Below are 12449 nucleotides of genomic sequence, written 5' to 3' on the forward strand. Positions count from 1 at the left end.
GTCCTTCTTCTGATAGAATCCCTTGCGGACGTTCTCGCCGGTGGCACCGCCGTTCTTGGCGGCCCAGTCGAGCGCTTCCTTCATGTAGAGCGCCGAACAGACGGCTGCGATGTAGTGCACCGGGCGATATACCTTTCCGCTGGGATCGGACATCTTGGAGATTTCCATCACAGTCTTCATGCCGGGAGCATCGCCACCCCAGCTCACCGCGGTGCGCAGTGGGAAGATCACGCCGTTGGCGGCGTCTCCGGCCGTCTTGGCGGCGTTCTCGTCCATGCCCCAGACGTTGCCCATGAACTGGATCTCGACGCCGGCGGTCTTGCACGCCTTCATCACCGAGATGTTGGAGGCCGCGGTGTTGCCTAGATAGGCGTAGTTGGCGCCCGACGATTTCAGGCTCAGGCACTGGGCGCTGTAGTCGCCCGGCGCGAGCGCAAACACGAGCGGCGGCAGCACTTCAAAGCCAAGCTCCTGCGCCATGGCTTCGCCCGCGGCCTTCGGCGCGTTCGGATACGGATGGTTGGCGCCCATGTGCACGAATTTCGGCTTGCCGGAGTTGCCCTTGGCCTTCCAGTCCTCCGCCGCCCAGATCAGCATCGCGCGCAACGCGTCGGAATAGCTCGGACCGTAGAAGAAATTGTAAGGCGCGGGCTTGGCCTTGCCGCTGACGCCCTCGGGATCGGTCAGAGCGGCGGCATAGGAGCCGGACATGTCGGGAATCTTGTCCTGGGCAAGGAAGCCGGTCAGCGCCTCTGTGTCGGCGGTGCCCCAGCCCATGATCGCGGCGACCTTGTTGTCCGGCGCCGACCACTTCTTGTAGAGCGCAATCGCGCGCGGCACCTGGTAGCCGTAATCGTTGGTGTCGAGATTGACCTGCTTGCCTCCGATGCCGCCGTTCTTGTTGACCCAGGCGAAGGTGTCGGCGACGGCCTGCCCGAAGGGCGTGCCGACGTCGGAGGTGCCGCCGGAATAGTCGGCGAGATGCCCGATCGCGATCTGCGCCTGCGCACCGGCCGAGTATGCGGCGATCGCGATCGCGAGCGATGCGGTGCTCAAAAGGGACTTCATCGTCATGGGTCGGTTCCTCCTGTTTATTGTTTAAGTGAAGTGCCCGCGCTCAATGCGAGAACGGGTAGAGTTTCCAGTATGCCTTGATCTGCCGCCAGCGATGCGCGAGGCCGTCGGGCTCGAACATCAGGAACGCGATGATGATCACGCCGATCGCGATCTCGCGCAGGAAAGTGATGTTGGTGTTGAGCGAGAGCGCCTTGTCGATCGCGCCGCCCTTCAGTTGATGGCTGATGAACTCCATCGCCTCGGGCAGCAGCACCACGAAGGCGGTGCCCATCAGCGTGCCCATGATCGAGCCGGTGCCGCCGATGATGATCATGGCAAGGAACAGGATCGAGCGCTCGATGCCGAAGCCTTCCTGGGAGACCACGAGCTGATAGTGCGCGTAGAGCGCGCCGGCGATGCCGGCGAAGAAGGCGGCGAGGCCGAACGACAGCGTTCGGTATTTCGTCAGGTTGATGCCCATGATCTCGGCGGAGAGATAATGATCGCGGATCGCCACCAGCGCACGGCCGTCGCGCGTGCGCATCAGGTTGGTGACCAGGATGTAGCTCACGAGCACGTAGGCCAGCACGACGTAGAAGTACTGCCTGTCGCCGCGCAGCGTGTAACCGAAGATCGAGAAAGGCGCCGCGCTCGCCGGCACCGAGCCGCCGGAAAACCACTCGGCGCGCGAGAAGAAGTCGAGCAGGATGTATTGGGCGGCCAACGTGGCGATGACGAGGTAGAGACCCTTCAGCCGAGCCGCCGGAATGCCGAAGATCAACCCGACCAGCGCGGTGACGAGGCCCGCGAGCGGGATCGCGAAGAACACCGGGATCGGCGTGTTGTTCGAGATGTAGGCCGAGGTGAACGCGCCGAGCAGGAAGAAGGCGGCATGGCCGATCGAGATCTGCCCGGTGAAGCCGACCAGGATGTTGAGGCCGAGCGCCGCGATCGAGAAGATGCCGATCTGAATCAGGATGCTGAGCCAGTAGCCGCTGAAGAGCTGCGGTGCAAGACAGAGCAGCGCTACGCCGAGAATCGCAAAATTGCGGCTGGTGGCGGTCGGGAAGATCGTGGTGTCCGCGGCGTAGGTTGTGCGGAAATCACCAGCAGGAATGAGGGCAGGGCCGGCCATAGTCAGATCCGCTCGATGTCGTGGGTGCCGAACAGGCCATAGGGCTTGATCATCAGCACGATGATGAGGACGTAGAACGGCGCGATCTCGTAGAGATTGCCCCAGTGCAGATACTCGCTGTCGACGTATTGGGCGACGTTCTCAAGCAGTCCGATGATGATGCCGCCAAGCACGGCGCCGCCAACGGAGTCGAGCCCGCCGAGGATCGCCGCCGGGAACACCTTGATGCCGTAGGCCGCAAGGCCCGAGGACACGCCGTTGACGACGGCAACGACAACGCCCGCGACCGCAGAGACGGTGGCCGAGATCGCCCAGGCCATCGCGAACACGCTCTTGACGGAAATGCCGAGCGACTGCGCGACCTGCTGGTTGAAGGCGGTGGCGCGCATGGCGAGGCCGTATTTCGAAGCGCGGAAGAACCAGGCCATGCCGATCATCATGGCGACGGATACCACGAGGCTCATGACGTAGACGGTCTGGATCTGGAGGCCGAGCAGGCTGACGGATTGACTTTCGAACACGCGCGGGAACGGTTGCGGATTGACGCCGAATATCCATTTCAGCGTCGCCTGCAGCACGGTGGAGAGGCCGATCGTCACCATGATCACCGAGATGATGGGCTCGCCGATCATCGGCCGCAGGATCAGCACCTGCACCGCGATGCCGAACAGGAACATGAATACCAGCGTGATCGGCATGCCGATCCAGAACGGCACCTGGTATTTCGCCAGCAAGGCCCAGCAGACCCAGGCACCGACCAGCAGCAATTCTCCTTGCGCGAAGTTGACGACCTGCGTCGCCTTGTAGATCAGCACGAACGACATCGCGACGACGCCATAGAGCGTGCCGACGACGAGGCCGTTGACCAGGAGCTGGATGAGGAAGGCGGTGTTCATGTGGTGATGCTCGGCGACGGACCCGGCGCGTGCTTTCCCTCTCCCCTTGTGGGAGAGGGTGGCTTCGCGAAACGAAGACGGGTGAGGGGTTGTCTCCGCAGTGACGGTGCGGAGAGAGGACCCCTCACCCGAGTGAGAGGGTGGCTGACGGCGGAGATGCCCTCTCCCACAAGGGGAGAGGGCGCATCGGCAGGCATCGCGTGCTGGACTGGAAGCAAGCTCACTCCGCCGCCTCCGCCATGTGCCCGTGGCCGCCGAGATCCACCACCCGCAGCGTCGTTCGCACCCGCTGGGTGGTGCCGTCCTGGAAGCGGATCACGGTGTCGACGGGGATATCGGAATCGCCGCGGTAGATCGCGTCGATGATTCCTTCGTATTTCTCGTTGATGACGCTGCGGCGGACCTTTCTGGTCCGGGTGAGCTCGCCGTCGTCGGCATCGAGTTCCTTGTAGAGCAGCAGGAAGCGCGAGATGCGCTGGGCCGGCGGCAGCGTGGCGTTGACGGTCTCGACCTCCTTGTGAAGCAGCGCATAGACTTCGGGCCGTGAGGCGAGGTCGCTGTAGGTGGTGAAGGAGAGGCGGTTCTTCTCCGCCCATTTCGAGATGATGGAGTAGCGGATGCAGATCATGGCCGCGAGCGCGTCGCGGCCGGCACCAAGCACCACGGCTTCGGCGATATAGGGCGAGAATTTCAGCTTGTTCTCGATGAATTGCGGCGAGAAGCGCTCGCCGCGCGCCGTCTCGGCGAGGTCCTTGATGCGGTCGATGACGACGAGCTGCCGGTTGGCGTTAAAATAGCCGGCGTCGCCCGACAGCATCCAGCCGTCCTTGACGTCGGCGACGCTCGCCTCCGGGTTCTTATAGTATCCCAAGAACATATTGGGATGCCGCACCACGATCTCGCCGACGCCGTGGATGTCGGGATTGTCGATGCGGATTTCGACATTGTCGGCCATGGGCACGCCCGTGGTGTCAGGATCGACCTTGCCCTCGGGATGCAGCGTGTAGGCTCCGAGCAGTTCGGTCTGGCCGTAGAGCGTGCGCAGCGGCACGCCCATGGCCTGGAAGAATTTGAACGTCTCGGGCCCGAGCGCCGCCCCGCCGGTGGCGGCCGAGCGCAGGCGGGTGAAGCCGAGCCGGTCGCGCAGCGCGCGGAACAGAATGGCGTCGGCGAAGCCGGAGCGCTTGCCTTGCTTGAGCGCGGCAAGGCCGCTCTTCATGCCGATGTCGAACAGGCGCTGCTTGAAGGGTGTCGCGTCCATCACCCTGGCACGGACGTCGGCGGCAATGGATTCCCAGACGCGGGGCGCGAACAGTACGAAGGTCGGCGCGATCTCGCGCAGATCGTTCATCATGGTGTCCGGCTCTTCGACGAAATTGATCTTCATCCGGCACAACAGGCCTTTGCCGAGCACGTAGACCTGCTCCATGATCCAGGGCAGCGGCAGCACCGAGACGTATTCGTCGTCCGGCCCCTTCGGGTCGAAGGCGAGATAGGTCGCGCAGTGGCCGAGCACACGGCCTGCCGCGAGCATCGCGAGTTTCGGATGCGAGGTGGTGCCTGAGGTGGTGCAGAGGATCGCGACGTCCTCGCCCTTGGTGGCGTCGACCAGCCTGTCGTAAAGCTCCGGCTCGCGCGCTGCACGCGCCCGGCCAAGCTCGGCAAACTTCTCCGCCGACATCAGGCGTGGATCGTCGTATTTCCGCATCCCGCGCGGATCGGAATAGATGATGTGCTTCAGCCTGTGCACGCGTTCGGCCAAGGTGAGCAGCTTGTCGACCTGCTCCTCGTCCTCGGCGAAGACGAGCTGCGCCTCGCCATAGTTGAGGAGATAGGAGGCCTCCTCGTCCAGCACGTCGCGATAGAGTCCGAGGCTCAGTCCACCGATCGCGTGGGTCGCGACTTCCGCAGCGACCCAGTCCGGCCGATTGTCGCCGATGATCCCGACGACATCGCCGCCGCCAAGGCCGAGTTCGACGAGGCCAAGCGCGAAATCGCGCACCCTTGTCTGGTAGTCGTTCCAGGTGAAGATGCGCCAGAGCCCGAGATCCTTCTCGCGCAGCGCGATCTCGCTGCCGTGCTCCCTGGCGTTGAGCCGGAGCATCTTGGGATAGGTGTCGGCCTGCGCGACGCGGCCTGCATAATCCATCATGCCGCGCTCTCCTGCGCCGCCGGGGCGTCGTCCGGGTCGACCAGCACCTCGTCCTCCTCGCCGAGATAGGCGCGCCTGACGTGGGGATCGGCAAGCACCGCTGCGGGATCGCCCTCGGCGATCTTCTTGCCGAAATCCAGCACCATGACGCGATGGGAGATGTCCATCACCACGCCCATGTCGTGCTCGATCATCACCACCGTCATCCCGAACTCCTCGTTGAGGTCGACGATGTAGCGGGCCATGTCCTCCTTCTCCTCGAAGTTCATGCCGGCCATCGGCTCGTCGAGGAGGATCAGGCGCGGCTCCAGCGCCATGGCACGGGCGAGCTCCACGCGTTTGCGCAGACCGTAGGAGAGCGTGCCGGCGGTGGCTTTTCGCACCGATTGGAGGTCGAGGAAGTCGATGATCTCCTCGACCTTGCGGCGATGCTCGAGCTCCTCCTTGCGCGCGCCGGTGAGCCAGTACAGCGAGCCCGTGAGGAAATTGTTCTTCAGGAGGTGATGGCGGCCCACCATGATGTTGTCGAGCACGCTCATGTGGTGGAACAGCGCCAGGTTCTGAAAGGTGCGGCCAATGCCGAGCGAGGCGCGGGCATTCGGCGTCAGGCCGGTGATGTCCCGGCCCTGGTAGAAGAGCTGGCCTTCGGTCGGCTTGTAGCGGCCGGAAATACAGTTCACGATCGAGGTCTTGCCGGCGCCGTTGGGGCCGATGATCGAGAACAGCTCGCCCTCCTTAATGGCGAAGCTGACATCGGTCAGCGCGCGGACACCGCCGAATCGCAAGGACACGCCGCGAACTTCAAGACTGGTAGCCACCAAACGATTCCCTCCCGGTGATGGCGCTTTAGCGGCGCTCTTCGTCCGTTCTCCCGGCGATCCTAGTACGGCGGTCGCGGTGAGACCATGCAGCAGATGGTCTCGACCGTAGCCGCCTCGCTCTCGTTCCCGTCAGGGATCAGAGCCGTATCGCCCGAGGTGGTCCTCAATAGGGGAAAGCGCTATTTTGAAATGTCTCCCGGCTGACAATTCTGCGACAAAGTTCGGCGGGGCGGCGGCGGCTTTCATCTTTGGTCGAATGGCGGTCGGGATCATCATGCTGCAATGCAAAAGACGGCGGAGTGACGAAACGGTGCGGCTGGCCGCGAGATCATGATTTCAGAGGATCATCTGAAGCGCGTCGCCGCCTGGTCGCGCGAGCTCACACGAGCGGAGATCGAGGTTGCGCGTGCCGGAATTACGGAACGGTCCTACGGCACCGGTGAGAGCGTGTTCATGCGCGGCGATATCTTTGCCTATTGGGCCGGCATGGTGAGTGGCCTTGCCCGGATGGGCGGGGTCTCGCGCGACGGCAAGGAGACCAGCCTTGCCGGGTTGACGGCAGGGGCCTGGTTCGGCGAGGGCAGCGTGCTGAAGAACGAGCCGCGCCGCTACGACGTCGTCGCGCTGCGCGATAGCCGCGTCGCGTTGATGGAACGCAGCGCCTTCATGTGGCTGTTCGAGAACAGCGTCGGCTTCAACCGCTTCCTGGTGCGCCAGCTCAACGAGCGGCTCGGGCAGTTCATCGGCATGCTCGAGGTCAACCGCACGCTGGATGCCACCGCGCGCCTTGCCCGCAGCATCGCCTCGCTGTTCAACCCGGTCCTCTATCCGGAATCGACCGCGCATCTGGAAATCACCCAGGAGGAGATCGGCGCCCTCTCCGGCATGTCCCGCCAGAACGCCAACCGCGCGCTGAACCGGCTGGAGAAGGAGGGGCTGCTGCGGCTGGAATATGGCGGCGTCACCATCCTCGATATCGAGCGGCTGCGTGGCTACGGGGATTAAGAGCGTTTTCGAGCGAAGTGGACACCGGTTCGCGTCAAGGAAACGCGTCGAAACTAGAGCCCCGTTCCGATTCATCGGAACGGGGCTCTAGCTCACCTTGGCGGGGGCGCGGACCGGCCAGAGGTCGGCGCGCCAGTGTACCGCGATCGCCAGCATCGCAACGAACCCCGATACGGCATAGAGAGCACCTGTCGCGGAATAGCCGATGATGTCGATCAGGCTGCCAGCCGCGAGCAGCCCGATCGGCAGGCCGTAGATCACCATCATGCGAACGCCCATGATCCGGCCGCGCAGATGTGCACTCGCGGTGCGCATCAGGATCACGGCGGCCGAGATCATCGACATGCTCTGGGCGATGCCGGCGAGAACGAGGCAGGCCATCGCCACCGGCAAGGTCCCGGCTTCGACGAACACCAGCAGCATGGCGTACCAGGCCAGCGTCGCGCCGATCAGCAGCCGGGCGATGCGCACGCCGCTGACGAGGCTGAGCGTGATGGAGCCGATCAGCGAGCCGACGGCGAAGCTCGCAGAGAGATAACCGAGGCCGGTCTGATCGGTATGAAAGATCTCCCGCGCGATGTACGGCAGCAATCCGCCCGTGAAGGGAAATGCGGTGAGATTGGCGAGGAAGGCGACGCACAGCGCCGCGAGCATTCCCGGACCGTTCCAGGCATAGACGACGCCTTCCTTGAGCTCGCCAAACAATCGGGAAATAGCACCGCTGTTCGCGGGAAGATCGCTCATCGTGACGGTCCGCTTCGGCCGGCTCAGACATAGCATGAGGAGTGCGGCCGTCAGGTAGAGGCAGGTGATCGCCACATAGACGAGACCAATGCCGAGAACCGCGAACAGTCCTGCGCCCGTCAGCGCTCCGGCGATGCGCGCGCTGTCCTGCGTCGTGCGCGCGACGCTGATAGCTCCCACCAATTGCCCGGGCGGCATGATCTCGGCCAGCAGCGCGCCCCGAACGCCGAGATCCGAAGGACGAATCAGGCCCATGATCGCGACGATGATCATGACGTTCAGTGGCGTGAGGTGGCCGGTCAGGGCCAGGACCATGATGGTCGATGACAGAATCGTATAGGCCAGACGCATCATGACCAGGAGATCGCGATGACCGATGCGGTCGCCGATCATGCCGAACACGGGCGCGACCAATGTTCCGACGAACTGGAGTGAAGCAAGCACGGTGAGCAGCAGCACCGAGCCGGTCTCCACGATGATGTACCAGCCGAGCACCAGCGTCTCGACCTCGAACGCCCAGGAGGTGAGCAGATCCGATGGCCATTGAAAGCGGTAATTGCGGATGCGGAACGGCGCGAGGGCGGAGGGTCGCGCGGCTGTGCTCAAGACGCGATGGCGCGTGTCACGGCGATTCCCTGGCCCGTGTGGTTTCTTTTCATTTCCGGCAACGTAGGGCCGCCGACGTGCGTGTCAATCAGAGCCGCCGCATGCCGCTCCCGCGCTCAGCTCTTATCTGGTCGCAGCCGGTTTCCGCTCCGCCAGTGCGCTCGCCATCGCCGAGATCAGCGGCCGCATGAAGTACGCTTCATCCGCCGGCGAGACGTCCGTGCGCAGACCGTGCGCGGCGAGTTCACCTGAGACCGCCGGCCCCACCGAGGCGATCAATGTCCGGTCGAGGCCCGCACGCAGCTTCGCTTCGACGCCGTGCGCTTTCGCGGCCTCGACCAGGCGGCGGACCTGGCCGAGATTGGTCAGTGCGATGGAATCGATCCGCCCCTCGGCCATTTCGTCGATGGCGGCGACGATGTTCGCATCCGCTGCCTTGGAATCATAGACATAGGGCAGCACGCTATCGATCTCGGCACCCTGTGCAGCCAGCGCGCCGTTCAAGGCGCCGTGGTCCTTGTCGGGATAGAGCTGGAGGCCGAGGCGTCGTCCTTTCAGGTCGAGCTTGGCCAGCATCTCGAGCACGCCCTCCGTGGTCGGCTTCTCCGTGGTCTGCTGCGCCTCGAGTCCGATCTCGCGCAGCGCCTTGCCGGGCTTCGGGCCGCGGGTGAACTTGCGCGCCTTGGCGAGCGCCGCAATAAGGGCGGCGTCGAGCCCGCGGGTGCGGGCGAGCTTCACGATGCGCCGCAGGCCTTCACCGGTCATCAGCACGAGGTCGTCGAGGGGCTTGTCGATGGCGCGGCGAATCCAGGCCTCTACGGGAGCCGGGTCCGGCGCATCGTGGATGGTGAACATCGGGCACTGCACGACCTCGGCGCCTTGCTCGGCCAGAAGCTTGGAAAACTGCGCCTCCTCGCGGGTTTCCAGAATCAGGATGCGGGTGCCGTTCAAGCGGTCGGCCATGGGATGCTCCGGTGAGAATTCGCAATTGTCCGTTCATCCTGACTCCGCGGTTGGGATTGGCGCAAGGGCGGGGTCGGTGCTAGAGCAGGGCGCAAATCGCTGGATCGTTCCGCTGCACAAACCCTGATCAAGAGCCAAGCCTTGCCCGATCATCAATACGTCCTGACCCTGTCCTGTCCGGATCGCCCCGGCATAGTTTCGGCGGTCTCGACGTTCCTCGCCCACAACGGACAGAACATCCTCGACGCCCAGCAGTTCGACGACGTCGAGACGCAGAAGTTCTTCATGCGGGTCGTGTTCACAGCGGCCGATCTTGCCGTGGAACTGTCGGCGCTCCAGACCGGCTTCGCCGCGATCGCCGAGCGTTTCGGCATGGAGTGGCAGATGCGCGACCGGGCCGCGCATCGCAAGGTGATGCTGTTGGTGTCGAAATCCGATCACTGTCTGGTCGATATCCTCTATCGTTGGCGCACCGGCGAATTGCCGATGATACCGACCGCGATCGTTTCCAACCATCCGCGCGAAGTCTATGCCGGGCTCGATTTCGGCGGCATTCCGTTTCACCACCTGCCTGTCACCAAGAATACCAAGCGCGAGCAGGAGGCCGAGATCGTGGACCTCGTCGCCAAGACGAAGACCGATCTCGTCGTGCTCGCCCGCTACATGCAGATCCTGTCGGACGATCTGTCGGCCAAGCTTTCGGGCCGGTGCATCAACATCCATCATTCGTTCCTGCCTGGCTTCAAGGGCGCAAAACCCTATCACCAGGCGCATGAGCGCGGGGTCAAGCTGATCGGAGCGACCGCGCATTACGTCACGCGCGACCTCGACGAGGGTCCGATCATCGACCAGGACGTCGAGCGCATCAGTCATCGCGACACGCCCGATGATCTCGTCCGCAAGGGCCGCGACATCGAGCGCCGCGTGCTGGCACGGGCGATCCGCTACCATCTCGACGACCGCGTCATCCTCAACGGGCGCAAGACGGTGGTGTTCGTCGACTAGCGAATGGTGGGCGGCGAATAGGGAGTGGAAGCGGGAGAGCGCCTTCTTCGCCACTCCCTATTCGCCATTCGCTTCATTGCCGCCCCGTACCGCCCGGCGCCGCCCCCTTCTGCGCCTGCTCTTCCTTCTCGCGCTCCGCGGCCGGCAGCAGCCGCTTGCGCTCGCGTTCCCTCATGTAGGCGTCGTATTGCGGTGTGCCCGGACGTGGCGGGGCATCGGCGGGCAGGCCGCCGGCCCATTGCGGAACATAGTCGCCCACCCCGGCGGAGAGCTTCTCGTTGACCGTGCCGCAGCCTGCAAGGTTGGGAGCGAGCAGAGCGACCACAGCAGCGATCGAAAGCGAACGGGAACGCATGGACATCTTCCGGGTCGAGCCGATCGGGCGCGTATGGAGGGACGGCGGAAAAGCGCCGGCGCGAACCATAGCTCTCAACAGGTAAAATTGGCCTATTCGAGGGTCAGCGAAGGTGTATACATTAGTGGTATTACAGTAAGCAAATTTCGCTCTTGAAGGGTCGCGATGAGCTGGTACGGTATACATCGCGTATTTCTCGTTCGGTTGGCGTCATCGTTTGGCCGTGCCGGAAGCAGTTGAGATGTCCGGGGCAAATGGCGGGAAGAATCCTCCATCCACTGCGTCGGGCGGCTCGCCTAAGGTGGCGCATCGACATGCCGTGGGCTGATCGGCCCAGCGCATGAAGGCATATTCGTTGACAGGACCATGCCATTTGTACAATCGTACAAATCTTTCTACGCCGCGGTCGAGGCGGGCCACGCGGCTTTCGCCGAATGGTCGCCCAACGTCCGATTGACAACGGGGTTGCAGAGGACGCCATGTGGCCGCACGGCATGGCTTGTCGTTGAGTGAAGCGCGGCAAGGACCGGGCACTCGGTCCGGCTCACAAGAGCAAGGAATGAAGGGGAGGGACATCGGATGTTCGAACGCAGGATTTTTTCACGAAGCGCAGTGATCGCTGCCATCGCGGGCCTCGCGGGCCTCGTGCCTGCCAAGGCCCAGGACAGCGTCAAGATCGGTCTCATCCTGCCGATGACCGGCGGCCAGGCCTCTACCGGCAAGCAGATCGAGAACGCGATCAAGCTCTATATGCAGCAGAAGGGCGACACCGTCGCCGGCAAGAAGATCGAGATCATCGTCAAGGACGACGCTGCGATCCCGGACAAGACCAAGACCGCCGCGCAGGAGCTGATCGTCAACGACAAGGTCAGCTTCATCGCCGGCTTCGGCGTGACGCCGGCTGCTCTCGCCGCGGCGCCACTGGCCACGCAGGCCAAGATTCCGGAGGTCGTGATGGCGGCCGGCACCTCCATCATCACCGAGCGATCGCCCTATATCGTGCGCACCAGCTTCACGCTGGCGCAGTCCTCCACCATCATCGGCGACTGGGCCGTCAAGAACGGCATCAAGAAGGTCGCGACGCTTACTTCGGACTACGCTCCGGGCAATGACGCCCTCAACTTCTTCAAGCAGCATTTCACGGCCGGCGGCGGTGAGGTGGTCGAAGAGGTCAAGGTGCCGCTGCAGAACCCCGACTTTGCCCCGTTCCTCCAGCGCATGAAGGACGCCAAGCCGGACGCGATCTTCGTCTTCGTGCCGGCGGGCCAGGGCGGCAACTTCATGAAGCAATATGCCGAGCGCGGTCTCGACAAGGCCGGTATCAAGGTGATCGGACCGGGTGACGTCACGGACGACGACCTTCTCAACAACATGGGCGATGCCGTGCTCGGCACCGTCACGGCGCATCTCTATTCCGCAGCGCATCCCTCGCAGATGAACAAAGATTTCGTCGCGGCCTACAAGAAGGCCTTCGGAAACCGTCCGGGCTTCATGGCCGTGGGCGGCTATGACGGCATCCACCTGATCTACGAGGCGCTGAAGAAGACGGGCGGTGACACCAACGGCGACAAGCTGATCGAAGCCATGAAGGGACAGAAGTGGGAAAGCCCGCGCGGCCCGATCTCGATCGATCCCGAAACCCGCGACATCGTGCAGAACATCTACATCCGCAAGGTGGAGAAGGTCTACGGCGAACTCTACAACGTTGAAT

The 12449-nt window shown here is 63.6% G+C and carries 11 protein-coding genes; 3 read left to right on the top strand and 8 right to left on the bottom strand.

What is annotated here, in order from left to right; translation table 11 throughout:
- The 5 genes from JHD07_RS08240 to JHD07_RS08260 form a co-directional block, all read right to left on the bottom strand.
- On the bottom strand, positions 1-1074 hold a 1074-nt coding region (locus JHD07_RS08240; protein ID WP_291620841.1), incomplete at its 3' end, for an ABC transporter substrate-binding protein.
- A 43-nt stretch (positions 1075-1117) separates the two neighbouring features.
- Positions 1118-2191, bottom strand: a complete 1074-nt coding sequence (locus JHD07_RS08245; RefSeq protein ID WP_291620843.1) for a branched-chain amino acid ABC transporter permease — start codon at positions 2189-2191, stop codon at positions 1118-1120.
- Between the two features lie 2 nt (positions 2192-2193).
- Positions 2194-3087 (bottom strand): branched-chain amino acid ABC transporter permease, encoded by an 894-nt coding sequence (locus tag JHD07_RS08250; protein WP_291620846.1) that lies wholly within the window; start codon positions 3085-3087, stop codon positions 2194-2196.
- A 220-nt stretch (positions 3088-3307) separates the two neighbouring features.
- Entirely contained in the window at positions 3308-5239 is a 1932-nt protein-coding gene (locus JHD07_RS08255) for a long-chain fatty acid--CoA ligase (RefSeq protein ID WP_291620848.1), read from the bottom strand.
- Positions 5236-6057, bottom strand: a complete 822-nt coding sequence (locus JHD07_RS08260; protein ID WP_291620850.1) for an ABC transporter ATP-binding protein — start codon at positions 6055-6057, stop codon at positions 5236-5238. The genes JHD07_RS08255 and JHD07_RS08260 overlap by 4 nt, the downstream gene beginning before the upstream one ends.
- Positions 6058-6390: 333 nt before the next feature.
- On the opposite strand from JHD07_RS08260, the gene JHD07_RS08265 reads away from it, so the two are divergent.
- The gene (locus JHD07_RS08265) at positions 6391-7065 is read left to right on the top strand and encodes a Crp/Fnr family transcriptional regulator (protein ID WP_291620852.1); all 675 of its coding nucleotides are present in this window, start codon (positions 6391-6393) and stop codon (positions 7063-7065) included.
- A gap of 87 nt (positions 7066-7152) precedes the next feature.
- Here JHD07_RS08265 and JHD07_RS08270 read toward each other — a convergent pair whose 3' ends face one another.
- Both JHD07_RS08270 and JHD07_RS08275 read right to left on the bottom strand, forming a co-directional pair.
- Complete coding sequence (locus tag JHD07_RS08270; protein ID WP_291620854.1) at positions 7153-8415, bottom strand: MFS transporter; 1263 nt, start codon at positions 8413-8415, stop codon at positions 7153-7155.
- Positions 8416-8538: 123 nt separating this feature from the next.
- Entirely contained in the window at positions 8539-9378 is an 840-nt protein-coding gene (locus JHD07_RS08275) for a uroporphyrinogen-III synthase (RefSeq protein WP_291620856.1), read from the bottom strand.
- Positions 9379-9519: 141 nt separating this feature from the next.
- Between JHD07_RS08275 and purU the strand changes: the two genes are divergently transcribed.
- On the top strand, positions 9520-10383 hold the full coding sequence (gene purU / locus JHD07_RS08280) for a formyltetrahydrofolate deformylase (RefSeq protein ID WP_291620858.1): 864 nt from the start codon (positions 9520-9522) through the stop codon (positions 10381-10383).
- A 73-nt stretch (positions 10384-10456) separates the two neighbouring features.
- On the opposite strand, the gene JHD07_RS08285 is transcribed toward purU, so the two are convergent.
- Positions 10457-10744 (bottom strand): hypothetical protein, encoded by a 288-nt coding sequence (locus JHD07_RS08285; RefSeq protein WP_291620859.1) that lies wholly within the window; start codon positions 10742-10744, stop codon positions 10457-10459.
- Positions 10745-11317: 573 nt separating this feature from the next.
- Here JHD07_RS08285 and JHD07_RS08290 point away from each other — a divergent pair.
- On the top strand, positions 11318-12449 hold a 1132-nt coding region (locus JHD07_RS08290), incomplete at its 3' end, for an ABC transporter substrate-binding protein (RefSeq protein WP_291620861.1).

Origin of the sequence: Bradyrhizobium sp. (genome assembly GCF_016462955.1) — a bacterium.
In the GTDB taxonomy this organism is placed as follows: domain Bacteria; phylum Pseudomonadota; class Alphaproteobacteria; order Rhizobiales; family Xanthobacteraceae; genus Bradyrhizobium.

What these genes read in the sequence shown, in the direction of transcription:
- JHD07_RS08245 (WP_291620843.1), bottom strand. Translation starts at nt 2,191, where the DNA reads ATGGCCGGCCCTGCCCTCATTCCTGCTGGTGATTTCCGCACAACCTAC.
- JHD07_RS08250 (WP_291620846.1), bottom strand. Translation starts at nt 3,087, where the DNA reads ATGAACACCGCCTTCCTCATCCAGCTCCTGGTCAACGGCCTCGTCGTC.
- JHD07_RS08255 (WP_291620848.1), bottom strand. Translation starts at nt 5,239, where the DNA reads ATGATGGATTATGCAGGCCGCGTCGCGCAGGCCGACACCTATCCCAAG.
- JHD07_RS08265 (WP_291620852.1), top strand. Translation starts at nt 6,391, where the DNA reads ATGATTTCAGAGGATCATCTGAAGCGCGTCGCCGCCTGGTCGCGCGAG.
- JHD07_RS08275 (WP_291620856.1), bottom strand. Translation starts at nt 9,378, where the DNA reads ATGGCCGACCGCTTGAACGGCACCCGCATCCTGATTCTGGAAACCCGC.
- JHD07_RS08285 (WP_291620859.1), bottom strand. Translation starts at nt 10,744, where the DNA reads ATGTCCATGCGTTCCCGTTCGCTTTCGATCGCTGCTGTGGTCGCTCTG.